At 68.0% G+C, this 24,058-nt stretch carries 26 protein-coding genes; 11 read left to right on the top strand and 15 right to left on the bottom strand.

Going from position 1 to position 24,058, the window contains the following annotated elements:
- Positions 1–5 precede the first annotated feature (5 nt).
- The 4 genes from ACE2AC_RS07015 to ACE2AC_RS07000 form a co-directional block, all read right to left on the bottom strand.
- Complete coding sequence (locus ACE2AC_RS07015; protein ID WP_375691383.1) at positions 6–347, bottom strand: DUF427 domain-containing protein; 342 nt, start codon at positions 345–347, stop codon at positions 6–8.
- 117 nt (positions 348–464) lie between these two features.
- Positions 465–2,264 carry an aminopeptidase P family protein gene (locus tag ACE2AC_RS07010; protein WP_375692079.1) on the bottom strand — a complete coding sequence of 600 codons (1,800 nt, stop codon included), beginning with the start codon at positions 2,262–2,264 and terminating at the stop codon, positions 465–467.
- 164 nt (positions 2,265–2,428) lie between these two features.
- Positions 2,429–4,306, bottom strand: coding sequence for a cobaltochelatase subunit CobT (gene cobT / locus ACE2AC_RS07005; protein ID WP_375691382.1), 1,878 nt, complete (start codon positions 4,304–4,306; stop codon positions 2,429–2,431).
- 71 nt (positions 4,307–4,377) lie between these two features.
- Positions 4,378–4,698, bottom strand: a complete 321-nt coding sequence (locus ACE2AC_RS07000) for a winged helix-turn-helix transcriptional regulator (RefSeq protein ID WP_375692078.1) — start codon at positions 4,696–4,698, stop codon at positions 4,378–4,380.
- A 209-nt stretch (positions 4,699–4,907) separates the two neighbouring features.
- Between ACE2AC_RS07000 and ACE2AC_RS06995 the strand changes: the two genes are divergently transcribed.
- Entirely contained in the window at positions 4,908–5,510 is a 603-nt protein-coding gene (locus ACE2AC_RS06995) for an NADPH-dependent FMN reductase (protein ID WP_375691381.1), read from the top strand.
- A gap of 8 nt (positions 5,511–5,518) precedes the next feature.
- Here ACE2AC_RS06995 and ACE2AC_RS06990 read toward each other — a convergent pair whose 3' ends face one another.
- The 7 genes from ACE2AC_RS06990 to cobS all read right to left on the bottom strand — a co-directional run bounded on the left by ACE2AC_RS06990 (position 5,519) and on the right by cobS (position 10,671).
- Positions 5,519–5,959: a hypothetical protein gene (locus tag ACE2AC_RS06990; protein WP_375691380.1), complete on the bottom strand. Its 441-nt coding sequence runs from the start codon at positions 5,957–5,959 to the stop codon at positions 5,519–5,521.
- Positions 5,960–6,076: 117 nt separating this feature from the next.
- Positions 6,077–6,346: a hypothetical protein gene (locus ACE2AC_RS06985; RefSeq protein ID WP_375691379.1), complete on the bottom strand. Its 270-nt coding sequence runs from the start codon at positions 6,344–6,346 to the stop codon at positions 6,077–6,079.
- A 20-nt stretch (positions 6,347–6,366) separates the two neighbouring features.
- On the bottom strand, positions 6,367–6,726 hold the full coding sequence (locus ACE2AC_RS06980; protein WP_375691378.1) for a hypothetical protein: 360 nt from the start codon (positions 6,724–6,726) through the stop codon (positions 6,367–6,369).
- A gap of 114 nt (positions 6,727–6,840) precedes the next feature.
- Positions 6,841–7,230, bottom strand: coding sequence for a hypothetical protein (locus tag ACE2AC_RS06975; protein ID WP_375691377.1), 390 nt, complete (start codon positions 7,228–7,230; stop codon positions 6,841–6,843).
- 44 nt (positions 7,231–7,274) lie between these two features.
- Positions 7,275–8,888 carry an ABC-F family ATP-binding cassette domain-containing protein gene (locus ACE2AC_RS06970; RefSeq protein WP_375691376.1) on the bottom strand — a complete coding sequence of 538 codons (1,614 nt, stop codon included), beginning with the start codon at positions 8,886–8,888 and terminating at the stop codon, positions 7,275–7,277.
- 116 nt (positions 8,889–9,004) lie between these two features.
- A complete protein-coding gene (locus ACE2AC_RS06965) occupies positions 9,005–9,688 on the bottom strand; it encodes an aspartate/glutamate racemase family protein (RefSeq protein ID WP_375691375.1) in 684 nt (227 codons plus the stop codon).
- Positions 9,688–10,671, bottom strand: coding sequence for a cobaltochelatase subunit CobS (gene cobS, locus ACE2AC_RS06960; RefSeq protein ID WP_375691374.1), 984 nt, complete (start codon positions 10,669–10,671; stop codon positions 9,688–9,690). Before cobS ends, ACE2AC_RS06965 begins: the two co-directional genes overlap by 1 nt.
- A gap of 144 nt (positions 10,672–10,815) precedes the next feature.
- On the opposite strand from cobS, the gene ACE2AC_RS06955 reads away from it, so the two are divergent.
- The 7 genes from ACE2AC_RS06955 (at position 10,816) to ACE2AC_RS06925 (ending at position 15,743) form a co-directional block, all read left to right on the top strand.
- Entirely contained in the window at positions 10,816–11,361 is a 546-nt protein-coding gene (locus tag ACE2AC_RS06955) for a sigma-70 family RNA polymerase sigma factor (RefSeq protein ID WP_375691373.1), read from the top strand.
- Positions 11,358–12,050 (top strand): anti-sigma factor domain-containing protein, encoded by a 693-nt coding sequence (locus ACE2AC_RS06950; protein WP_375691372.1) that lies wholly within the window; start codon positions 11,358–11,360, stop codon positions 12,048–12,050. The genes ACE2AC_RS06955 and ACE2AC_RS06950 overlap by 4 nt, the downstream gene beginning before the upstream one ends.
- A 101-nt stretch (positions 12,051–12,151) precedes the next feature.
- Positions 12,152–12,610 (top strand): peptide-methionine (R)-S-oxide reductase MsrB, encoded by a 459-nt coding sequence (msrB, locus tag ACE2AC_RS06945; protein ID WP_375691371.1) that lies wholly within the window; start codon positions 12,152–12,154, stop codon positions 12,608–12,610.
- Between the two features lie 74 nt (positions 12,611–12,684).
- Positions 12,685–13,107 carry an OsmC family protein gene (locus tag ACE2AC_RS06940; protein ID WP_375691370.1) on the top strand — a complete coding sequence of 141 codons (423 nt, stop codon included), beginning with the start codon at positions 12,685–12,687 and terminating at the stop codon, positions 13,105–13,107.
- A 106-nt stretch (positions 13,108–13,213) separates the two neighbouring features.
- Positions 13,214–14,620: a cytochrome ubiquinol oxidase subunit I gene (locus ACE2AC_RS06935; protein WP_375691369.1), complete on the top strand. Its 1,407-nt coding sequence runs from the start codon at positions 13,214–13,216 to the stop codon at positions 14,618–14,620.
- A complete protein-coding gene (cydB, locus tag ACE2AC_RS06930) occupies positions 14,617–15,645 on the top strand; it encodes a cytochrome d ubiquinol oxidase subunit II (RefSeq protein WP_375691368.1) in 1,029 nt (342 codons plus the stop codon). Before ACE2AC_RS06935 ends, cydB begins: the two co-directional genes overlap by 4 nt.
- Positions 15,645–15,743: a DUF2474 family protein gene (locus ACE2AC_RS06925; RefSeq protein ID WP_375691367.1), complete on the top strand. Its 99-nt coding sequence runs from the start codon at positions 15,645–15,647 to the stop codon at positions 15,741–15,743. The genes cydB and ACE2AC_RS06925 overlap by 1 nt, the downstream gene beginning before the upstream one ends.
- Before the next feature lie 81 nt (positions 15,744–15,824).
- Here ACE2AC_RS06925 and ACE2AC_RS06920 read toward each other — a convergent pair whose 3' ends face one another.
- Positions 15,825–16,448, bottom strand: coding sequence for a J domain-containing protein (locus ACE2AC_RS06920; protein ID WP_375691366.1), 624 nt, complete (start codon positions 16,446–16,448; stop codon positions 15,825–15,827).
- A gap of 73 nt (positions 16,449–16,521) precedes the next feature.
- Here ACE2AC_RS06920 and ACE2AC_RS06915 point away from each other — a divergent pair, with 73 nt between their 5' ends.
- A complete protein-coding gene (locus ACE2AC_RS06915) occupies positions 16,522–16,779 on the top strand; it encodes a BolA family protein (protein WP_375691365.1) in 258 nt (85 codons plus the stop codon).
- A 3-nt stretch (positions 16,780–16,782) separates the two neighbouring features.
- Here ACE2AC_RS06915 and ACE2AC_RS06910 read toward each other — a convergent pair whose 3' ends face one another.
- From ACE2AC_RS06910 to ACE2AC_RS06900, 3 genes are all read right to left on the bottom strand, one after another.
- Positions 16,783–17,355: a DUF4177 domain-containing protein gene (locus ACE2AC_RS06910; protein ID WP_375691364.1), complete on the bottom strand. Its 573-nt coding sequence runs from the start codon at positions 17,353–17,355 to the stop codon at positions 16,783–16,785.
- Between the two features lie 151 nt (positions 17,356–17,506).
- Positions 17,507–20,485 (bottom strand): error-prone DNA polymerase, encoded by a 2,979-nt coding sequence (locus tag ACE2AC_RS06905; protein ID WP_375692077.1) that lies wholly within the window; start codon positions 20,483–20,485, stop codon positions 17,507–17,509.
- Between the two features lie 216 nt (positions 20,486–20,701).
- Positions 20,702–21,253, bottom strand: coding sequence for a DUF1028 domain-containing protein (locus ACE2AC_RS06900; protein ID WP_375691363.1), 552 nt, complete (start codon positions 21,251–21,253; stop codon positions 20,702–20,704).
- Positions 21,254–21,357: 104 nt separating this feature from the next.
- On the opposite strand from ACE2AC_RS06900, the gene ACE2AC_RS06895 reads away from it, so the two are divergent.
- On the top strand, positions 21,358–22,941 hold the full coding sequence (locus ACE2AC_RS06895) for an ABC transporter substrate-binding protein (RefSeq protein WP_375691362.1): 1,584 nt from the start codon (positions 21,358–21,360) through the stop codon (positions 22,939–22,941).
- A gap of 160 nt (positions 22,942–23,101) precedes the next feature.
- Positions 23,102–24,049, top strand: a complete 948-nt coding sequence (locus ACE2AC_RS06890) for an ABC transporter permease (protein WP_375691361.1) — start codon at positions 23,102–23,104, stop codon at positions 24,047–24,049.
- The last annotated feature ends 9 nt before the right edge of the window (positions 24,050–24,058 follow it).

Below are 24,058 nucleotides of genomic sequence, written 5' to 3'. Positions count from 1 at the left end.
CCGGGTCAGACACGCTCCACGGTCACCGTGTCGCTGGCATAGAAGGCCAGGTATTCCTTGATCCGCTCCATCCCCGGCAGCGGGGCCTCGTAGCTCCAGGCGGCATTGGCCAGCTCGGTGCTCTTGGTCACGATCGAGTAGTAGGTCGCATCGCCCTTCTTGGGGCAGTGCGAGCTGTGGTCGGTCTTGTCGAGGAAGGCCATCGCGACGTCGCCGCGCGGGAAGTAGATCACGTCGGGCAGGCTGCCCTCGCTCAGTTCAAGCGCGTCGCGGCTTTCGGCCAGCACGGCGCCACCGGCGCGGACGGTCCAGGTGCCTTCGGCCTTGCGGATGGTGATGTCGCTCATGATCTGCCTCCCCTCGTGGCATTGCTCAGGCGTCGTGCCCTCTTAGTGTAACAGGCGCATGTCGGTGGGTATCGGCCCTGGCGGGTGCCGGGCCTACATGCCGTCGTGCCGGTCGCGTCAGATCGGCTCGGTCGCGCGAGACAACCACATCGCGGCGGCGCCGTCCAGTCGCGGCGCAACTTTGTTGCGGACCTCGGCGTGGTAGGCGTTGAGCCAGTCGCGCTCGGCCTGCGTCATCAGGGAGACGTCGATCAGCCGGGTCTCGATCGGCACCCAGGTGATGGTCTCGAAGGCCATCATCTCGCGGTCGTCGGCGCCGGGCAGGGCGGCGGCGGGCTGCACGACGATCAGGTTCTCGATCCGGATGCCGAACGCGCCTTCGCGGTAATAGCCCGGTTCGTTCGACAGGATCATCCCCGCCTGCAGCGGTGTGTCCGAGATGCGCGACAGGCGCTGCGGCCCCTCGTGCACGCAAAGGTAGGTGCCGACGCCATGCCCGGTGCCGTGATCGAAATCGAGCCCTGCTTCCCACAGCGGGCGGCGGGCGAAGGCGTCGAGGTGCATCCCCGCCAGACCCCTCGGAAAGCGCAGGCGCGAGATCGCGATCATGCCCTGCAGTACGCGGGTGTAGCAGGCCTTTTCCTCGGCCCCGGCTTCACCGACCACCAGCGTGCGGGTGATGTCGGTGGTGCCATCGAAGTACTGCCCGCCGGAATCGAGCACGATCAGGTCGCCCTCGTTCAGGCCACGGTTGCTGGCGTGGCTCACCCGGTAGTGCGGCAATGCGCCGTTCGGGCCCGCGCCGCAGATCGTGTCGAAGGAAATGTCGAGGAGGGAGTTCGTCTCGGCCCGGTAGCCTTCCAGGGCGGTCACGATCTCGATCTCGGTCAACGTGGTCTTGCCCGCGGCGTCGAACCAGGCCAGCAGGCGGCACATGGCGGCGGCGTCGCGCAGGTGCGCCTCGCGGGTGCCGGCGATCTCGGCCTCGGACTTGCAGGCCTTGGGCAGGATGCAGGGATCGGTGCCGCGCACGGTGGCGACCTCGGCCGCATTCAGCTCCATCTCGACCCAGACCGGGCAGGAATTGGCGTCGATCCGCACCGGCCCGTGCAGGCGTTGCAGGAGCGGGCCGAAATCCTCGACCGACAGGACCCGGACGCCAAGGCCCAGATGGTCGCGCAGCGCCGTGTCGACCTTGTCCGCGGCCGCCAGCAGGTCGACCGAGGCATCGTCGTGCAGCACGGCAAAGCAGTGCGGGACCGGGTTGCGCGGAATGTCCGATCCACGGATGTTCAGCAGCCACGCGATGCTGTCGGGCAGGGTGATGACCGCCGCACGGTGACCCGCCTCGGCCAGTTGCGCTGCCAGCCGCGCGCGCTTGTCACCATGGGCCTCGCCGGCAAAGTCGATCGGGTAGGGGGTGATCGTCCCCATCGGCGGCGCCGGCTGATCGGCCCAGATCCGGTCCACGAGGTTGGCGGTCGGCACCAGCGTGATGCCCGAGCCGTGGAGCGCCTTGGTCAGCCCCTCGATCTCCGACACCGAGTGCAGCCACGGATCGAACCCGATGCGGCCCTGACCGAGTTGCGTCTTCAGCCAGTCGGCGGGCCGTGTTTCGGGCCAGGCGACCGGGGTGTAGGCGGCCAGGTCGACCTGTTCCTTCACCTGCACCCGGTAGCGTCCGTCGACGAAGACCCCCGCGATGCCCGCCAGCGCGATGCAGAACCCGGCCGATCCGGTGAAGCCCGTCAGCCAGGCCAGCCGCGCGTCGTGGTCAGCCACGTATTCGCCCTGGTGTGCGTCGGAGCGGGGGATGAAGAAGCCATCGAGCCCCTCGGTCGCCATCGCCTTGCGAAGGTCGGCAAGCCGGGCAGCACCCTTGTCGGTTTCGGACGTGGTTTCGAAGGACTGGAACATCGGCGCGCTCATCATCTTGGGATTGGACCGCAAGGGATCAGCATATCGGGGCAGGTGCAAGGGCTCGTTTGCCGCGGCCTCGCGTCAGCTGCTACGCGGGGCAGTGCAACGCGAAAGGCCGCCCGGTGGGGCGGCCTTTCAACAGATCATTTGTGTAGGCGCCCTCACGACGCCTTCCGGATCCCCATGAATCGCGCCCGGGCGCGCGGGTCGGCGTCGAAGAGCGCGGCAAGCTGTTCGGTCATCGCGCCCGCCAGTTGCTCGACGTCGGTGATGGTCACCGCGCGGTCGTAGTAACGGGTCACGTCGTGCCCGATCCCGATCGCCAGCAGTTCCACGGCCTTGCGCTTCTCGACCATGGCGATCACGTCGCGCAGGTGCTTCTCGAGGTAGTTGGCCGGGTTGACCGACAGGGTCGAGTCGTCCACCGGCGCCCCGTCCGAGATCACCATCAGGATCTTGCGCGCCTCGCGGCGGCCGATCATCCGGCGGTGCGCCCATTCCAGCGCCTCGCCGTCGATGTTTTCCTTCAGCAGGCCCTCTTTCATCATCAGCCCGAGGTTCGGGCGGGCGCGGCGCCAGGGGGCGTCGGCGCTCTTGTAGACGATGTGGCGCAGGTCATTCAGGCGGCCGGGCTGCTGCGGGCGGCCATCGGCCAGCCACTTCTCGCGGCTCTGCCCACCTTTCCAGGCGCGGGTGGTGAAGCCCAGGATCTCGACCTTCACGCTGCAGCGTTCCAGTGTCCGGGCCAGCACGTCGGCGCAGATCGCCGCGATCGAGATCGGGCGCCCGCGCATCGAGCCGGAGTTGTCGAGCAGCAGCGTCACCACGGTGTCGCGGAACTCGGTGTCCTTCTCGACCTTGAAGGACAGCGGCGTCGTCGGGTTGGCGACCACGCGGGCCAGCCGCCCGGCGTCGAGCACGCCCTCTTCCTTGTCGAATTCCCAACTGCGGTTCTGCTGGGCCTGCAGGCGGCGCTGCAGCTTGTTCGCCAGACGGCCCACGGCACCCTTCAGCGGTTCCAGCTGCTGGTCGAGGTAGGCGCGCAGGCGTTCCAACTCGACCGGGTCGGCGAGGTCCTCGGCATTGACCTCCTCGTCGTTCGCGTCGGAGTAGACGAGGTAGTTCGGATCGGCCTCGGAGGCGGGCGGGGGCGGCGGCGGTTCGAGAGGGGCCTCGCCATCCGGCATCTCGGTCTCTTCGCCCATCTCCTCGTCGGCCATGTCGTCCATCGACACCTCGGCCTCGGTCGGGTCCTGCTGATCGTCCTGGGTCGACTCCGGGCTCGCCTCGGCCTGGTCGTCCTCCTGGTCGTCGTTGCCGGTGGAGTCGGGCTGGTCCTCTTCCTGGCCGTCGTCGGTGGCGTCCTCGGGCGCGTCCTCGTCCGATCCGTCCGGGTCGTCGCCCAGCTGGTCGCCATAGCCGAGGTCGTCGATCACCTTGCGGGCGAAGCGCGCGAACTCGGTCTGGTCCGACAGCTTTGCGTTCAGGTCGTCAAGCGTGTCGCCGGCCTGGTTCTCGATGAACCCGCGCCACAGCTCCATGACGTTCTGGGCCCCCTCGGGCATGTCGCGCCCGGTGGCCAGGTGGCGGACAAGGTAGCCGGCCGCGACGGGCAGGGGGGCGTCCGCCGCCTGCTTGATCTGGTCGTATCCCATGCGCCGCGCCTCGGCGCCGATCTTGGCGTCGATGTTCTTGGCGGTGCCGGGCATGTCGCGGGCGCCCATGGCCTCGCACCGTGCGGTTTCCATCGCCTCGTAGAGCTCGCGCGCCATCTCGCCCGGGGGAGCGTATTTCGCGTGGGTCTTGGCGTCGTGATAGCGGTGATGCAGCGCAAGGGCGTCGGCGGTCCCGCGGGCCAGCAGGACCTCTTCCTTGGTCATCCGGCGGCTGACCTGCGGCAGCCGCACGCTGTCCGCCGTCTTGCCGGACGGATCGACCGAGTAGGTCACGTTCAGCTCGGGGTCGTGGGCCATGACCTTGGTGGCCTCGGCCAGGGCCTTCTTGAACGGATCGGCGGGATTGTCGCTGGGCTTGCTCATGCGTTTGGTAAAGCACTCCGCATCGCCCGCGGCAAGGGGCGTTCGGCGGCTCCAGGGGCTGCCGAGGCCGCTCAATTGCCCTCGCGCGCGTCGTAATCGGCCCGCGCCGCCTGGATCGCATCGAGGTTCTCGATCGTCCAGCGCGCCAGGTCGTTGATGGGCACCAGCAGGCTGAGCCCCAGGTCGGTCAGCGCATAGTCGACATGCGGCGGGCGCGAGGGCGTCACCGTGCGGCTGACATAGCCGTCGCGTTCGAGCGTGCGCAGGGTTGAGGTCAGCATCTTCTGAGAGATCGTCCCGATGCCCCGGCGCAGCTCGTTGAACCGCATCGGCCCCTCGCCAAGATAGGCCACCACCAGCATCGTCCACTTGTCACCGACCCGGCTGAACATCTCGGCCACGGCGGTGACTTTGGTGCCATCTTTATGTAATTCATGAATTTTTTGGCGCGGCGTAACGGCCTGTGTGTGCGTGCGCGCAGAAGCTGTGCGGCCATTCAGGCCAGAATCGAGCGGTTTCAAATAGGTGCCTCCTTGCGACTCCCGGGGCTGCAGACTTTATCGGCGGTGACACTGGGAAACCACCCTTCAGGAGAATGAACATGAGCAGCAAGCCGCGTATCGCCGTCATCGTCGGAACCACCCGCCCGACCCGTTGGGGCCACGTCCCCGCCGAGTGGATCCGGTCCAAGATCGAGGAAGATGGCCGCATGACCGCCGACATCCTCGACATCGCCTCGTATGAGCTTCCGTTCTTCGATGAGCCCGCCTCCAACCGCTGGATGCCCTCCAAGAACCCGCAAGCCGTGAAATGGCAGCAGGACCTCGCCAAGTACGACGGATTTGTGTTCCTCGTCGCGGAATACAACCACTCCCTGTCCGGCGCGCTGAAAAACGCGCTCGACCAGGCGTACAAGGAATGGAACCGGAAACCGGCGGCCGTGGTCGGCTACGGCGGCCTGGGCGCCTCGCGCGCGGTCGAGCACCTGCGCGCCATCGCGGTCGAACTGCACCTGGTGAACGTGCCCAATGCCGTGCACCTGGGCGGCGGTGAGTTCCGCGCCGTGCACCCGCTCGGCGGCGGCGAAAGCACCCTGGCCGATGTCGAGGAAAAGCTGAACGTCGGCGGAATGATCGACGATCTCTACTGGTGGGCCGCGACGCTGAAGCCGGCGCGCGAAGCCTCGCAGTCCGAAGCGGCCTGAAGCCCGGCCTAGTCTTCGGGCAGCAGCGCCTGGCTGCATGTCCGGAGGCGGTCGGTCAGCTGTCGCGCGGCCTGCGCCGCGCGACGCTCGTCCCGCACGTAGACCGTGTCGCTGATCAGATAGGCGATCTCGGTCCAACCGCTGGCCTGCCAGCGGCGGGCTTCCCCGGTCGCCAGGGCGGCTTCTTCCACATCCGGGATCACCGCCTCGAGCAGCGTGCCGAAGGTCTGGCGCCGCGCCTCGCTCTGCGGGGCGTCCGGCGCGCGGATCGCACGTTGCCGCGCGGCCATTGCCCAAAACCGCCCCTCGCAGGTGGCAAAGAGCTGGGCCCGGTCGCGGGCCGTTTCGGGCTGGGCGCCGGCCGAAACTGCGGGCGCAAGTGCGATGAGGGTGAGGATGGCCGCGGTCAGACGCGGCCGGGGGGGCGCTGCGTCATGTAACAATTTCATGACGCGCTTACCTTTCGGTCAAATTAATTCTGCGCGCCTGCCCCCAGATATTGTGGGAAATGCCCGGTCGCCATGCATCTGTTGCCCGGATGCAGCGCAGGGTTGCGGGGAAGGTCATCAATCGCCCGAAATGCGGGCGCAGGTGGTGGCCAGGGTTTCGAACAGCCTGACGCTCTGCGCGTCGCCTGCCAGGTATCCGCGGACCAGAAGTTCCATGCCGGGGCGGTCCTGCGCGATGCGATCCGCCGCACCGGGGCCGGCCATTGCGGCAAAGCCTTCGGCCAGGGTTCGTGCGTTGGTGGTGTCGGGCAGCAGGCCGGGATAGCGCGCGCCCGCATCGACCATCCCGTACCACAGCGCGGCGCAGCGGGCTGCATCGGCGGCCATCGCCGCCGGAGCGGCAAGGGTCAGTGCAACAGCAGCGAGGTACAGGCCGCGACGTCGCGATCGGCCATGCGCTGCGCGGTCTGCGCGAGGTCGGCGCGGCGTTCGCTGCGCGCGCGGGTCAGAAGCTGCGCCAAGGCCGCCTTTGCCTCCAGCCGCCGGCGCAGCATCAGCCGCCCCTCGTCGGGATCGGACGCGGCCATCAGCAGGTCGATCATCTGCGCGCGCAGGGCCTGCGTCCGGTCCGAAGCGGGCGGGTCGGTGATCCATTGATGCTCCATCAGGGCCGAGAGCCGCCCGGTGCAGGCGGCAAAGGTCAGGGCCGGGGCGGATTCCGGCAGCGGCAGGGCCTGCAGCGGAGCCACCGGAAAGGCGATGGCCAAGGCGGCCAGTGATGTTTTCAATCTGACCATAAATTGGACGGTACATCATTTGTTCCGCCCAGCGAATGGTCAAAATGAAAACAATCCAGTGCAGTGTCCCGCCGAAGCAGACCCTCAGGACAGGATCATGGCGCGGCAGGCGGCGATTTCACGGTCTGCGCGGCGCAGCGCGGCCCGTGCCATGCGCGGGTCGGGATCGGTCCGCGCCCGCATCAGCAGGTCATCCTGCGCCATCTTCGCCTCGAGCTGCAGCAATTCCAGCGCCCGGCCGGTGCCGAGGGGCATCGACGCCTCCATCAGGTCGAGCATCATGTCGCGCTGCTGGCGTGTCTGGGGGACGGCGTCCGGTGCGGCAAAGGTCTGCACCTCGATCAGCGAGGCCAGTCGCCCGGCGCAGGCGGCGAACCCGCTGGCGGTGCCGCTGTCCATTCCCGGCAGCGCCCGTGCGCCACTGGCGGCGGCGAAGAGCGCAAGCGTGAGGGGCAGGGCGAGGGCGCGTGACATGGCCCAAGTCTACGCCGTCCGGCGGGCGTTACAAATCTGTCATGTTAAAGTTTTGTGACATGTTGCGCGCTTTCCGCGAGCGGGAGGTGCAGGCGCCGCGTGATCCCGATCGCGTCGAGGAAGGCGGTGTCATGGCTGACGACGATCAGCGCGCCGTCATAGGCGTTCAACGCCGCCTCCAGCGCCGACATGGCGTCGAGGTCGAGGTGATTGGTCGGCTCGTCGAGGATCAGGAGTTGTGGCGGATCGACCCGCCCCAGCACGCAGGCAAGCCCCGCGCGCAGCCGCTGTCCGCCGCTCAGTGCGCCGACCCGTCGCAGGCCGTCGCCCGCGCGGAACATGAACCGGGCAAGGGCGGCGTGGCTCTCGGTCTCGCCGGACCGCGGCGTCAGGCGGCGGTAGTTGCCGAGGATCGTGTCCTCGGGGTCGAGGAGGTCCATCTGCTGGTCCAGACGCGCCATCGGCACCAAGGTCTCGGCCGTGCCGGACAGCGGCGGCAGCTCTCCGGTCAGCAGCGCCAGCAACGTGCTCTTGCCGGCACCGTTCGGCCCGGTGATGGCCAGGCGTTCCGGGCCGGTCAGGCTCAGCGAGAGGTCGCGGATCACCGGTGCCGCTGCGTCTTGTCCGCCCGTCAGGTGGTCCAGCCGCAGCACGCCGCGCGCGGAATGCAGACCGGTTGGCGGCAGGTCCATCGCCATCGGCTGCAGCACCTCGATCCGGGCGCGGGCGGCATCGTGCGCCGCCTCCGCCTCGGCGCGGCGGGCATCCCGCAGGCGGGCATTGGCGCCGCCCGAGGCCTCGCTGCGTTCCTTGGCCTTGTCGAGAAGCATCTTCGGCTGACCGCCTTCGGCGCGCCTGCGCTTTCCGGCTCCGTCGCGCCGCGCCTTGCGCTCGGCCGCCTCCTGCGCCTTGCGGGCGGTGTCGGCGCGGGTCCGTTCGGCGCGAGCGAGGTCATGTTCGGCGGCCTGCAGCTCGATCGCCTTGCGCGCGCGGTAGTCGGCATAAGCCCCGCCGTAGCGCGTGGCGCCGAGTGTCGTCAGCTCCACGATGGCGTCCATCCGCTCCAGCAGGGCGCGGTCGTGGCTGACCACGATGGCGCCGCCGGTCCAGCCCGCCAGCAGTTCGGCCACCGCGGCCCGGCCTGCGCCGTCAAGGTTGTTGGTCGGTTCGTCGAGGAGCAGGATGTCCGGCGCGTCGAAGATCAGCGCCGCCAGCCGCGCCCGTGTGCGTTGCCCGCCGGACAGAGCGGCGAGCGGCGTGGCGGGGGCGGCGTCGAGGCCCAGCCGGGCCAGCGCCGCGGCGATCCGGTCGGCCAGCAGCCAGTCGGCGTCGGCCAGTTCCGCGATGCTGGCGCAGCCGGCTTCGGCGCGGTCCAGCACGGCCAGCGCCGCGCGCGCTCCGAAGAGGTCGGCGAGGGTGGCGTCGGGATCGGGCGCGACCTCCTGCCGCAGAACGCCGACGCGGCCGTCGACATGCAGGGATCCTGCGCGCGGCGACACCTCTCCGGCGATCAGGCGAAGGAGGGTGGTCTTTCCGGTACCGTTGCGGCCGACAAGCCCGCAGCGCTCGGCGCCGAAGGTCAGGTCGAGGTCGGAGAAGAGCGGCGTGCCGTCAGGCGTGGACCAGGAAAGGTTGGAAAGCGTGATGGATGCAGGCATGGACAGTGACTCGTTGCGTGACCGGAAGGGCGAGCGGAACGAGTGCGTGATCCATGTGTGAGAACTCCATCGGCGCAGGATGCGCTGGGGGGGTGTAGGGGAAAGCGGGGCGCCGATCAACCCGGGCAGACGTCACCCGTGGCGATGCGCGCCAGAAGGTCGACATGCACGTCGAGCGCGTCGATGACGGGAAAACCCGGGTCGTGCCCGTCGAACGCCAGGTTCAGGTCGGTCCCGGCCAGGATCACCGCCTCGGCCCCCTGTGTCGCGATCATCTCGCGGCCTGCGGCAAAGAAGGCCTCGCGCTGCGCCGGTGCGCAGGTGCCTGCGACCGCGACGTCCTGGTAGGTCTTGCCGAGCGCTTCGAGGTCACCGGCGGGGGCCACCGCCTCGACCTTTTCCATCTGACCGAAGAGCCGGGTGCGCATCAGGTTCGCCGTGCCCAGAAGGCCCACGCGTTTCAGGCCCTGTCCGGCGAAGTGATCGTCTAGCGGCGCGATGGCCGAGACGAGGGGCAGGGGAGAGATCGCCTGCAGCTCGGGGAAACAGAAATGCGCACCGAGCGAGGTGAGCGCCGCACAGTCCGCGCCGCCGTCCTTCAGCCGGGCGACGTGGCGCGCGAAGCTCTCGGCCTGCGCCTCGGGGCGCCAGTTCAGGTTGTTGCCGATCAGCTCGTCGATATCGGCATGCACCAGCGTCATATGCAGAACGCCGCCCAGAGCTTTCACACGGGCGGCGAGCCGTTGGTAGTAGACGAGACTGGCCGCGACACCGATGCCGCCGATCAGCCCGAGATGCATCAGCTGGCCATCGAGGCCGCGCTCTCCGGCAGTTCCTCGTCAAAGCAGCGCTGGTAGAACTCGGCCACGGTCTGGCGTTCGAGTTCGTCGCACTTGTTGAGGAAGGTCAGCCGGAAAGCATAGCCGATCGAGCGGAAGATTTCCGCGTTCTGGGCCCAGGTGATGACGGTCCGCGGCGACATGACGGTCGAGAGGTCGCCGTTCATGAAGGCGGTCCGGGTCAGGTCCGCGACGGTGACCATCTGCTTGACGGTCTTGCGGCCCTTCTCGTTGTTGTAATGCGGCGCCTTGGCCAGCACGATCGCGGTTTCCGCGTCGATCGAGAGGTAGTTCAGCGTCGCGACGAGGGACCAGCGGTCCATCTGCGCCTGGTTGATCTGCTGGGTGCCGTGGTAGAGCCCGGTCGTGTCGCCGAGGCCCACGGTGTTCGAGGTCGCGAACAGGCGGAAGTACTTGTTCGGGGTGATGATCTCGTTCTGGTCGAGCAGGGTCAGCTTGCCGTCATGCTCCAGCACGCGCTGGATCACGAACATCACGTCGGCGCGGCCGGCGTCGTATTCGTCAAAGACGATGGCAACGGGGTTGCGCAGCGCCCAGGGTAGGATGCCTTCGTGGAACTCGGTCACCTGCTTGCCGTCGCGCAGTTTGATCGCATCCTTGCCGATCAGGTCGATCCGGCTGATGTGGCTGTCGAGGTTTACGCGCACCGCGGGCCAGTTCAGCCGCGCGGCGACCTGTTCGATGTGGGTCGACTTGCCGGTGCCGTGGTAGCCCTGCACCATGACGCGGCGGTTGTGGCTGAAGCCTGCGAGGATCGCCATCGTCGTGTCGGGGTCGAACTTGTAGGTGCTGTCGACCTCGGGCACGCGGTCGGTGCGTTCCTCGAAGCCCTTGACCACCATGTCGGTGTCGATGCCAAAGACGTCCCGGACGGAAACTTCTTCCGTCGGTTTGGCGTTGATATCGCTCGAACCGTCCGCCATGCTCGCCTTGTCCTTTCGTCCCACTCGGAATTGCACGGCCCGTCGTGCCCGATATCTCCGGCGGACACAAGAGCGAGGGACGCAAAAGCAAACTCCCGGCAATCCAGCCGACCGGGCAGTCCAACTGGGAGGCAGCCTGCGGGCATGAGCAGCCGCGAGGACATCGAGGACCACATCGCCCGCTGTGCGCTTGGCGATCGCGAAGCCTTTGCTGCGCTATACGCGGCGACCAGTGCGAAACTCTTCGGCATCTGCCTGCGTGTGTTGGGGTCAAGGTCCGAGGCCGAGGACGCCCTGCAGGAGATCTATGTCAAGGTCTGGCGCAACGCCGGACGCTATCAGGCGGGTGGCTACAGCCCGATGACCTGGCTGATCACCATTGCGCGGAACCATGCCATCGACCGGCTGCGGGCCCGCCGCGTGCAGGGCGGCGGTGCGCTGGACGAGGCCGAGCGTGTGGCCGACAGCTCGCCCGGGCCCGAGGCGCTGGCGATCGCCGAGTCCGAACGGGGCCGGCTGGTCGACTGCCTGGCCGAACTGCCCGACGACCGGGCCCAGGCCGTGCGCCTCGCCTACTTGCACGGCGAGACCTACGCCGATCTCGCGGAACGGTTCGACGTTCCGCTCAACACAATGCGGACATGGCTCAGGCGCAGTCTGCAAAAGCTCAAGGAGTGCCTGCTGCGATGAGCGGCGAGGGCGACATTGGCGACGAGGACCGCGTGCTGTCCGGGGAATATGTCCTCGGGCTGCTGGACGCGGCCGAGCGGAGCGCCTTCGAGGCTCGCCTGGCACAGGAGCCGGACCTGCGCGCCCATGTCGCCGCGTGGGAAGACGACTTTGCCGCCATGGCCGCCACGCTGCCCGAGGTCGCGCCGCCCGCCTCGATCTGGACCCGCATCGAGCGAGAGCTGTTTGCCAGCGGGCAGGGCGGATCGTTCTGGTCGCGCGTCGGCGTCCTGCAGATAGTCCTGGGGGCGGCCGCGGCCGCTCTCATCGCTTTTGCCGCCGTGCAGTTCGACATCCTCGGCCCGCCCTTCGACCCCGAGTTTCGCGCCGACATCGTGGCCGAGGACGCTGGGCTGAGCTTTGTCGCGGAATACGACACCGAGACCGGCAACCTGCTGCTGACCCGCGCGGCGGGCGGTCCGGCGCCGGGCCGGTCGCTCGAGATCTGGCTGGTCGCCGGATCGGATGCGCCCGTCTCTATCATGGTCTGGCCGAACGGGTCCGAACGCGAGGAAATCATCCTGCCCGCACCCGTGGCCGCCGCCCTGCCGCGCGGCATCCTCGCTATCTCGGACGAGCCCGAGGGCGGATCGCCGACAGGTGCCCCGACCGGCGCGGTGCTGGCCACCGGAGAGGTGCAGCCGATCTGAGGTCACGGCAGGTTGACCCCGGTTCAGGTGAAACCGCGCTATGCTGCGCCCCGTGTCTAAGGCGACCGGGGCACGGGACTGGCTCCGGATGGGAGGATGCAATGAACCGCCGGAGCTTCACCCTGGGCGCGCTGCTGGCCCCGCTGACGGGGCGGGCCGTCGCGGCCGAACCCTTCGAGGTCACGCGCAGCGACGACGAGTGGCGCGCGATGCTCACCGACCTGCAGTACCGGGTCATGCGGCAGGAGGGGACCGAACGCGCAGGGACCTCTGCGCTGAACGCGGAAAAGCGGGCGGGCACGTTTCTCTGCCGGGGTTGCGACCTGCCGCTCTATTCCAGCCAGCACAAGTACGACAGCCGCACCGGCTGGCCGAGCTTTTGGCAGGCGCTGCCCGAGGCGATCGGCACAAAGACGGACCGCAAGCTGCTGATCGCGCGCACGGAATGCCACTGCCGGCGCTGCGGCTCGCACCTGGGCCATATCTTCAACGACGGGCCGAAGCCGACCGGCAAGCGGCACTGCATCAACGGCGTATCGCTGAAATTCCTGCCGGCCTGAGGAACCCCGCCATCGCGGGCCCGTTGACTCCCCGGCGCGGCGATCCCGCCCGCCCGAGGACAAGGGAGACGACGATGAAACGCAATGGTTCGGCCGTGTGGCAAGGCGACCTGAAGACCGGCAAGGGGCGGATGTCGACCCAGTCGGGCGTGCTGACGGATGCGCAGTACGGCTTCAACACCCGGTTCGAGGATGGTCCCGGCAGCAACCCAGAAGAGCTGATCGGCGCGGCCCATGCCGGCTGCTTCTCGATGGCGCTGTCGAACATCCTGACCCAGGACGGCTCTGTCCCGGACGAGATCGCCACCAAGGCCACCGTGACGCTGGAACAGAAGGACGGCGGCTTTGCGATCACCGCGGTGCACCTCGACGTCGATGCCAAGGTGCCTGGCATGTCGGATGAGGATTTCCAGGCAGCCGCCACCAAGGCCAAGGAAAACTGCCCGGTGTCCAAGCTGCTGAACGCCGATATCAGCATGACGGCCAAGCTGGGCTGATCCCTCCGCACCCCCGTCTGCGGGGGTGCGGCAAACTCGTGCACTTGGATCGGGGCGATAGCGTGCTATCGTCCCCTAAGACCTTTTCAGTGCGCGGGTTTTCCACATGGACACCTTCCTCGGTTTCGACGCGGTCTTCCTGGCCCGGGCACAGTTTGCCTTTACCGTCGCCTTCCACTTCATCTTCCCGGCCTTCACCATCGGCCTCGCCTCGTTCCTCGCGGTGTTGAACGCACAGTATTTGCGAACGAAGGACGAGGCTTGGCTGCGGCTCTTCAACTACTGGGTGAAGATCTTTGCGGTCGTTTTCGCCATGGGTGTCGTGTCGGGCATCGTGATGTCCTACCAGTTCGGCACCAACTGGTCGGTGTTCTCGGACAAGGCCGGGCCGGTGATCGGGGCGCTGATGGCCTACGAGGTGCTGACCGCGTTCTTCCTCGAAGCGGGCTTTCTCGGCATCATGCTCTTCGGCCGCCACAAGGTCGGGCCGGGGCTGCATATGACCGCGACGCTGATGGTGGCCGTCGGCACAGCGATCTCGGCCACCTGGATCATCGCGGTGAACTCGTGGATGCAAACGCCGCAGGGTTTCGTCATGGGCGAGAACGGGCAGTTCCTGCCGGCCGACTGGCTCGAGATCATCTTCAGCCCTTCCTTCCCCTATCGCCTGGCCCATGCCCTGATCGCGGCCTACCTGACGACGGCCTTCGTGGTCGGCGGGGTGGGGGCCTGGCACCTGCTGCGCGGACGGCAGGACAATCCAGGCGTCCGCAAGATGTTCTCGATGGCGATGTGGATGGCGGCGATCGTGACGCCGATCCAGATCTACGTCGGCGACGCGCACGGGCTGAACACCTACCACCACCAGCCGATCAAGGTCATGGCGATGGAGGGGCATTTCCAGAGCTACCCGGACGGCGCGCCGCTGATCCTCTTTGGCATCCCCGACCAGGAGGCAGGCGTGATGCGCTGGCCGATCGAGATCCCCAAGATGTCGTCGCTGATCCTCGAACACGACATGAACGCCCCGATGGAGGGGCTGGACACCGTGCCCGCGGAAGAAGAGCCGCCGGTCGCCGTCGTCTTCTTTGCCTTCCGGATCATGGTGGGCCTCGGCTTCCTGATGCTAGGTCTCGGGTGGTGGTCGCTCTGGGCGCGCTGGCGCGGGCGGCTCTACACCTCGCCCTGGCTGCTGCGTTCGGCGGTTGTGATGGGGCCTTCGGGCTTCGTCGCGGTGACCGCGGGCTGGTTCACCACAGAGGTCGGTCGCCAGCCCTACACGGTCTACGGCCTTCTCCGCACCGCCGACAGCGCCTCGCCGCTCGGGGCCTCGGCGGTCGGCTTCTCGCTCATCGCCTTCATCTGCGTCTACTTCCTCGTCTTTGGATCGGGGGTCGTCTACCTGCTGCGGCTGATGGCGCGTCCGCCCGAACCGGGTGAGGATGAGCCCGACCGGACCGAGGCGCCGGTCCGCACCGCGGGCCTTGCCGCCGCGCAGGAGGGCACGTCATGAGCCTTGCCGTGAACTTCGACCTGACCGTGGCCTGGGCGCTGGTCCTGGCGCTGGCGGTCTACATCTACGTCGTGCTCGATGGCTTCGACCTCGGCATCGGCATCCTCTACCCGATGTTTCCGGAAAAACGCTCGCGCGACCTGATGATGAACGCCGTCGCGCCGGTGTGGGACGGCAACGAGACCTGGCTGGTGATGGGGGGTGGCGGGCTGCTCGCCGCGTTTCCGCTGGCCTACGCGATCCTGCTGCCCGCGCTCTACCCGCCGATCATCCTGATGCTGCTGGCGCTGATCTTCCGTGGCGTCGCGTTCGAATTCCGCTGGCGCACCACCACGCCCGGCGGCCGCCGTCGCTGGGATGCGGCCTTCTTCGGCGGCTCGCTGATCGCGGCGCTCTGCCAGGGGATCGTGCTGGGCGCGCTTCTGCAGGGGATCGAGGTCGAGAACCGCGCCTATGCCGGCGGCTGGTGGGACTGGCTGACCTGGTTCTCGCTGCTGACCGGCGTGGCGGTGGTGGTGGGCTATGCCTTCCTCGGCGCCTGCTGGCTGGTGCTCAAGCTCGAGGGTGACGATCAGAAGCCTTTCCGCCACCTCGCGCGGCTGCTCGGCCTGGCCACCATCGGCTTTATCATCCTGGAATCGTTGGTCACGCCCTTCCTCTACGCCGGGTATTTCCAGCGCTGGTTCGCCTGGCCCAACATCGTCGTCGCGGGCCTCGTCCCGATCGCGGTGGCGGGCATCGCCCTGCTGCTGGCCCGGTCGCTGACCCACCACGGCCACCGCGACTGGCTGCCCTTCGTGCTGGCGCTGGCGCTTTTCGGGCTCTGCTTCATCGGGCTCGGCATCTCGATGTGGCCCAACGTGATCCCGCCCGACATCACGATCTGGGACGCCGCCGCACCGGAAAAGAGCCAGGTCTTCATGGGCATCGGCGCGCTGGTGATGCTGCCGATCATCCTCGCCTACACCGGCTATGCCTACTGGGTCTTCCGCGGCAAGCTGGACCCCGAGAAGGGGTACCACTGATGTGGTGGCGCCGGATCTTCTGGTTCGCCGCCCTCTGGGCAATGAGCGTCCTTGTCCTGGGCGTCATCGCCCTGGCGATCCGGAGCGTGCTGCTCTGACGCGCCGTTCGGACGTGAGCGGCTCGACAACAAAGAGGGGGCAATGCCCCCTCGCTCCGCCGGTCGCGCGACCAGTCCGGTTCACTTGAAGTTGCGGCTGTCCTTGATCTGATCCCAGGCCCAGACCACCTGCTGGAGCTGTTCCTCCTGGCTGCGGTCGCCGCCGTTCATGTCGGGGTGCAGCACCTTGATCAGCGACTTGTAAGCCTTGCGCACCTCGGCCTTGGTCCAGTGGTCCTTGGCCTCGAGGATCTCGATCGCCTGGCGTTCCTTGGGCGGCAGGCGGCGGCCACCACCGGCGCCCTTGCCGGGGTTGCGGGTCGCGTTGTCGCCCAGCACCTGGTGCGGGTCCTCGATGCCCAGCCGGGCCCAGGCCCGCGCCTCGGGATCGCCCATCGGACGGGTCGTCCGTTCCCACACCCGGTCCTTCGATGCCTGCGCGTTCAACTCGGCCTCGGTGGTGCCGTCGAAGAAGTTCCACTTGTTGTTGTACTCGCGGACGTGGTCCTTGCAGAACCACAGGTACTCATCCAGCACGTCGGGCGCGCGGGGCGCACGGTAAAGGCCTGCCTCTTCGCACCCGGGGTGTTCGCAGAGCCGGGTCGAGGTCTCCGAGGCACCCGACATGCCACGACGTCCGCGGGTGTTCTTTTTCTTCGCGGATGATACGGACATGTCGAATCCGAAGGGATCAGGCTTGGGCATCGCGCTTCCTTTCCGAGTCAGGCGGTGCAGTTTAAGCTTTCCACGTCCAGATTGAAGGGGTGAGACAGAAAATATGTCCGTTACGGCAGAGATCCGCAGCCGCCTCGAAGAGGCCTTTCACCCGCGCGAGCTCGAGGTGATCGACGACAGCGAAAGCCACCGGGGCCATGCCGGTTACCAGGAGGGCGGGGAGAGTCATTTCAACGTCCGGATGCGGGCCGAGGCGTTGGCCGGCATGGGGCGGGTGCAGCGGCATCGCGCGGTGCACGCGGCGCTCGGGCCCGAACTGATCGGGCGCATTCACGCCCTTGCGCTGGATCTCGAAGGCTAGGGGTCAGGCGTCGCGGGTCGTGCGCAGCATGTGCTCGGCCCGGCGGCGCAGGGTGCCGGACAGGCTGGCGTCGCGGCTGTGCTCGGTCCGGGTGAAGCGGTGGCGCCGCTTGCGCCGGCCTGAGCCCGTCTGGCTGGTGGACTGTGCGTCGGCCTCTGCGCCATCCGCCATGTCGGCGGCGTGCACGGCATCGGCCGCTTCGACCGGTTCCTCGGCGTCGAAGATCGGGTCGAACCCGGTTTCGGCGTCGAAATCGTCTTCGGGCATGGCGGCGGCATCGGACGGGGCTGCGTCCCCGGCAGGGCGGGCGGTGGCGTGGGTGTCGCGGGCGACCGAGTCGTCGATCGGCCGGCGGAATACCAGCAGGCTGCGCATCGTGGTCGCGCCCGGCGTCTGGCTCTGGCGTTCTTCGGACGGCAGGATGTCGGCGCGCTGGTATTCCCAGCCGTCGAGCGCCATCTCGTTCATCACTTCCTCGACCGCGTGGGCGAAACGTGCCTGTGCACCTTTCACCCCCTGGGCACGTTGCCCGTAGAGCGGCGCCGGGATGACCCGGTACTCGTATCGCGTGGACATACGCTCTCTCACGTCTATGCCGTTGACCCTTTTGTCCGGGCCTTGTGTCCCCTTGGTTGGGCGATTGTAAGGCAAAAGGACCGCGAAAACAGGGAGAATACTCTCTGCGCTGCGGCATGTGCTGCGGGCGATACACCCCTCGTCGGGCGGATCAACTGCCGCGCCAGGGGGTGGTGTCGAGGCCCGGCGTCAGCATCGGACGCAGCAGCGCCAGCGGATGTGCCCTGAGCGACAGGCGCATGGCGACGAAATCCTCGACCACCTCCTCGCCCAGGGTCATCGCGGGCAGGGCGGCGGCGGGCTCATTGATGCCCTCGCCATCCATGTCGCCCGAGAAGAGCGGCAGCTCGCGGCCCGGCGTCAGGGCCTTCGCCTCCCACAGCGCCTCGCGCCGGGTCAGGCGCAGGGCGGCAAAGGCGTCGGCCTCGGCCAGCCGTTCCAGCATGGCGGGCGACACCCCGGCGCGGCGCCAGACATCCCCGACCGACCGGTAGCCGTTGCCGCGCGCGGCGGCGATCCAGTCCGACTCCTCCTCGCCCAGCCCCTTGATCTGGCGAAAGCCCAGTCGCAGGGCCAGGCGCCCGCGCTCGGTCCGCTCCATCGTGTTGTCCCAGTAGGAGGCATTGATGTCGACAGGCCGCACCTCGACCCCGTGCTCACGCGCGTCGCGGACGATCTGGGCGGGGGCGTAGAACCCCATGGGCTGAGAGTTCAGCAGCGCGCAGGCGAAGATGCCGGGGTGGTGGTGCTTGATCCAGCTCGACGCATAGACCAGCAGCGCGAAGCTGGCGGCGTGGCTTTCGGGAAACCCGTAGGAGCCGAAACCCTCGATCTGGGAAAAGCAGCGGGCCGAGAAATCCTCGTCATAGCCGTTGCGCTTCATCCCCCGCATGAAGCGTTCGCGGAACTCGCTGACATTGCCGTGTTTCTTGAAGGTGGCAAGCGAGCGGCGCAGGCGGTCGGCCTCTTCCGGGGTGAAGCCCGCGCCGATGATCGCGATCTGCATCGCCTGTTCCTGAAAGAGCGGCACGCCGAGGGTCTTGGACAGCACCTTGCCCAGCTCGTCCGAGGGGAATTCGACCTTTTCCTCGCCGTTCCGCCTTCGGATGTAGGGATGCACCATGTCGCCCTGGATCGGGCCGGGCCGGATGATCGCCACCTCGATCACCAGGTCGTAGAAGCAGCGCGGCCGCATCCGGGGAAGGAAATTCATCTGCGCGCGGCTCTCGACCTGGAAGACGCCCACCGTGTCGGCCTTGCAGAGCATGTCGTAGACGCGCGGGTCCTCGGGCGGGATGGTCGCCAGCGTGTGGTCGGTCTGTTCGTGCGCCGAGAGCAGGTCGAACGCCTTGCGGATGCAGGTCAGCATGCCAAGCGCCAGCACGTCGACCTTGAGGATCCCCAGCGTGTCGATGTCGTCCTTGTCCCAGCAGATGACAGTGCGATCGTCCATCGTCGCGTTCTCGATCGGCACCAGCTCGTCGAGCCGCCCCTCGGTCACGATGAAGCCGCCGACATGCTGGGACAGGTGGCGCGGAAAGCCCTCGATCTCGTAGACCAGCTGCATGGTCTGGCGCAGGCGCGGGTCGGTGGGGTCGAGCCCGATCTCGCGAAACCGCGCTTCGGCCACCGCGTCAGCCGAGAAGAACCCCCAGAGCTGGGAGGACATGGCCGAGATCGTGTCCTGCGTCAGCCCCATCGCCGCCCCGACTTCGCGGATCGCGCGCTTGCCGCGGTAGTGGATGACGGTGGCGCAGAGGCCCGCGCGGTGGCGGCCGTAGCGGTCGTAGATGTGCTGGATCACCTCCTCGCGCCGTTCGTGTTCGAAATCGACGTCGATGTCGGGCGGCTCGTCCCGCGCCTCGGACACGAAGCGTTCAAAGACCATGGTGCCGACCTCGGGCGACACCTCGGTCACGCCGAGGCAGTAGCAGACGACCGAGTTGGCCGCAGACCCGCGCCCTTGGCAGAGGATGTCGCGCGAGCGGGCGAACTGCACGATGTCGTGCACGGTCAGGAAGTAGGGCTCGTACTTCAGCTTGGCGATCAGGGTCAGCTCGTGGGCCAGCAGGTGGCGGACCTTCTCGGGCGCGCCGTGCGGGTAGCGCCATTTCATGCCCGCATGGGCCAGGCGCGACAGGCGGTCGGTCGGCGTCTCGCCCTGCGCGATCTCGGAGGGGTATTCGTACCGCAGTTCGTCGAGCGAGAAGGTGAGGCGGTCTGCCAGCGTCCCCGCGCGGGTGACGGCCCCTTCGTGGCCGCGGAAGATGCGGCGCATCTCGGCCCCGGACCGCATCCGTTGCTCGGCATTGGCCAGCGCCGCACGGCCAAGCGCATCGACCCGGGTGCCGGTGCGGATCGCGGTCAGCACGTCGGCCATCCGGCGGCGGCGGGCGACATGCATCACGGGCCGGGCCGAGGCGAGGGTGGGCAGGCGCAGGCGCTCCGCCTCGCGCGCCAGCCGGTCGAACCGGGCCCCGTCCTCGCCGTCGTACCGCGGCGACAGGAGGAGGTGCAGGCGACCGGGGAAAAGCGCCGAGAGACGGGCGGCCTGCCGACGCCAGGTGGCGAGGTCGGCGGGGGCGGGGGCCGCGTCGCTCTCTGCCGAGGCGCCGCCATCCCGCGCGCTGGCCCCATTCTCTCCGACGGGGGTGGCGACCGGGGCATGCACCAGCCCCTCCAGCCCCTCGGTCCCGAATTCGGCCAGGTCGTCCAGCCGCACCAGGCAGCTGCCCTTCTCGGCCCTGAGCCGCCCGCGCGAGATCAGTCGGCAGAGCCGCCCCCAGCCGGCCCGGTCGGCGGCCAGCAGCGTCACCTCGATCCCATCGGCAAAGCGCATCCGCGCGGCGGGGATCAGGCGCGGCATCACCCAGTCATGCGGCGGCGGGCTGCCCGGCGGGGCGGGCGGGCCGATCAGGCCATGCTCGGCCTCGAACGCGCGCCGCGCCTCGACCTCGCGCCGGATCTCGCGCGCGGCCTGGTGGGCGCGCACGATCCCCGCCACCGAATTCTCGTCCGCCACCGCCAGCGCGTCGATCCCCAGCTCGGCCGCGCGGGCGACGTATTCCTCGGGGTGGGAGGCCCCGGTGAGGAAGGTGAAGTTGGAGGTGATGCAGAGCTCGGCGAACATGATCGCCAGTATATTCACGTTTTGTTCTCATGGGGAGTCCCCGTGAGCCTCCCGCGCCGTCACGCCTTGGACGCCGCCTGTTCGGCCAGCACCTCCATCTCTTCGTCCCTCGGGCGGCGGTGCGGGTCGTCCAGCGTCGGCACCACCTCGCACCAGCCGGCGTAGGGATCGGACTGCGACCGCTCGTAAAGCGCCCTGAGCGCGGCGAGCGGCGTGTCAGACAGGTTCGATCCGCAGGGTCAGGGGCGCCGCGTCGCGCGACACGATCAGCAGGGCCGCCGATTGCAGGCCGCGAGAATCGCTTCCCGCCGCGGCGCCCGCGTCCAGCGCGGCCAGCAGACGCTCGGCAAAGGGGAGGGTGCTGGAAAGATAAGCATCGCGCGCGGCGTCGAGCACGGAGTCCCCGGTCAGCAGATTCCCGGCCACCACCAGGTCGCGCCCCTCGCGCGATCCGGCCGCAGGCACCGACCCGGCCCCGGTGAAGGCCGCCGTGCCGCCGTCCGCATCCAGCGCCGAAAGCTGGCGGAAATCCCGCCCCGCATCCGGCGAAACCATTGCCTTCACGGCCATTTCCGCGCTCTCGCCGCCACGCATCCGGTCCAGCACACCCTCGCCCCAGAGGGTCGAGGGTGCGGTGCCCTGGCTGGCCGACATGCCGACGCCCGCCGCGCCGCGCAGCACCCAGCCGCCGACGCAGAGCGAGCCGGTCGCGGCGGCGCCGCCCAGCATGCCCGTTTTCGCGTCACGGGCGAGGATCGAATAGGTCATGTGCTCTCCCTGCCAGACTGCCTCTTGAATTTATCATGAAAATTTGACCACATTCAATTTATCATAATGAATTTGTGAAGGCCCGCTGCCAAGGAGAGAGGCTGATGCAACAGGGAATGCTCAACTGGACACGCCGCGGCGTGCTTGCCGCCGGGGTCGCGATGACCCTGGCCCTCGGTGCCACCGCGCCCGCCGAGGCGCAGACGCCGCCGGGCGTGCTGATCGTCGGCCAGATCGCCGAGCCTAAGGCGCTCGACCCCGCCGCCGTGACGGCGGTCAACGATTTCCGCATCCTGATGAACGTCTATGACGGCCTGGTGCGCTACAAGGACGGCACGCTCGAGGTCGAGCCGGCGCTGGCCGAAAGCTGGGAGATCAGCGAGGACGGCACCGAGTACACCTTCACCCTGCGCGAGGGCGTGAAGTTCCACGATGGCTCGGACTTCAACGCCGAGGCGGTGGTCTTCAACTTCGAACGGATGCTGAACGAGGATCACCCGTTCCACAACACCGGGCCGTTCCCGCTGGCCTTCTTCTTCTCGTCGGTCGAAAGCGTCGAGGCGGTCGATCCGACGACGGTGAAGTTCACCCTGAACGCGCCCTATGCGCCGTTCCTGTCGAACCTCGCCTATCCGACCGGCCTGATCGTCTCGCCCGCAGCGGTCGAACAGTACGGTGCCGACTTCGGTCGCAACCCAAGCGGAACGGGGCCGTTCAAGTTCGCCGAATGGCGGTCGAACGAAGCCGTGGTGGTCGAGAAGAACCCCGACTACTGGGACGGCGCGCCCGAGCTCGAGGCGGTCGTCTTCCGCCCGATCACCGACGCCAACACCCGGACGGCGGAAATGCTCGCGGGCGGTATCGACCTGATGGTCGAGGTGCCCCCGGTCTCGCTGTCCGAGTTCCAGGGCGACACCTTCACGGTGCACGAACAGGCCGGGCCGCATGTCTGGTTCCTAATCCTGAACGCCAAGGAAGGCCCCTTTGCCGACAAGAAGGTGCGCCAGGCCGCGAACTACGCGGTGAACAAGACCGCGCTGGTCGACAACGTGCTGGAAGGCACCGCCGACGTGGCCGCGGGCCCGACGCCCCCGGCCTTTGCCTGGGCCTACAACGAGGCGCTAGAGCCCTATCCCTATGACCCCGAGAAGGCCAAGGCGCTGCTGGAAGAGGCGGGGGTCGAGGACCTGTCGCTCACCTTCTACGTGACCGAGGGCGGGTCGGGCATGCTCGACCCGATCGCCATGGGCACGGCGATCCAGGCGGACCTGAACGCGGTCGGGTTCGACACCAAGATCGAGACCTACGAATGGAACACCTTCCTCGGCCAGGTGAACCCGGGCCTCGAAGGCAAGGCCGACATGGCCGAGATGGCGTGGATGACGAACGACCCGGACACGCTGCCCTACCTCGCGCTGCGCACCGAGGCCTGGCCCGACAAGGGCGGTTTCAACTCGGGCTACTACTCCAATCCCGAGGTCGATGCCCTGCTGGAAGAGGCGCGTGTCGCCACCGACCAGGAAAAGCGCGCCGAACTCTACAAGAAGATGCAGGAGATCGTGCAGGAGGATGCGCCCTGGGTGTTCGTCGCGAACTGGAAGCAGAACGCGGTGACCAGCGACCGGGTCGAGGACTTCGCACTGCAGCCCAGCTTCTTCCTGCTGCTCGGTGACGTGAAGAAGAACTGACCACCGGCGGCTGGCGCGATCCTCCTCTCCGCCCGGCCGCCACCCGCCACGCGGCGACAGACCGTCGACAGGCGTGGCCGATCCGGCGGGGGAGGGTAGACCCCTGCCGGATCACCCTTCGCAGCCGTGCCAACGGGGCCAGCCAAGGAAGGACACCGGCATGACCGGATACATCGTCAAGCGCCTGCTCTCGGCCATTCCGGTCCTGCTGGGCATCACCGTGATCGTCTTTCTCATCATGGCGATGATCCCCGGCGATCCGGCGACCGCGATCCTTGGCAGCTATGCCACGCCCGAGAACGTCGCCAAGCTGAACAGCGACCTCGGCCTCGACGAGCCGCTGGTGACCCGCTACTTCATCTGGCTCGGCAACATGTTGCAGGGCGATTTCGGGCGCTCCTATTCGCTGAACCGCCCCGTGCTGGACGAGGTGATGGAGCGCTTCTGGGCCACGCTGATCCTGGCGGGGACCTCTTTCGTCCTCTGCGCGATCTTCGGGATCATGGCCGGCGTCGTCTCGGCCGCGCGGCAATACAGTTGGGCCGACAAGTCGATCACCTTCGCGGTGCTCCTTGGGATTTCGATCCCGTCCTTCTTCCTCGGGATGATGATGATCCTGATCTTCGCGGTGAAGCTGCGGTGGTTCCCGGTTTCGGGCATGTACGCGATCTACGGCGGGGGCGACCTGAAGGACCTGCTCTACCACCTCGTGATGCCCGCGACCGCCTTGGCCGTGGTGGCGACCGGTGTGGTGGCGCGGCTGTCGCGGTCCGCCATGCTCGAGGTGCTGCGGCAGGATTACATCCGCACCGCGCGGGCCAAGGGCGTGGACGAGCGCGGGGTGGTCTGGCGCCATGCGCTGAAGGCCGCGATGGTCACCATCATCCCGGTGCTGGGCATCCAGGCGGGTTTCGTGCTGTCGGGCGCGGTCTATATCGAGATGGTGTTCCAGTGGCCCGGCGTGGGGCGGATGCTGGTCGACGCGATCCTCAAGCGCGACATCCTTCTGGTGCAGGGGGGCGTTGTGATCGTCGCGGCCTGCTACGTCCTTTTCAACATCGCGGTGGATGTGAGCCAGTCGCTCCTCGATCCGCGGATCAAGACGTGAGGGGCGGGT

The sequence above is a fragment of the Pseudooceanicola sp. LIPI14-2-Ac024 genome (genome assembly GCF_042188925.1).
Classification (GTDB): Bacteria; Pseudomonadota; Alphaproteobacteria; order Rhodobacterales; family Rhodobacteraceae; genus Pseudooceanicola.
The sequence above is the reverse complement of the archived record's forward strand: the minus strand, read 5'-3'. Positions and strand labels throughout refer to the sequence as shown.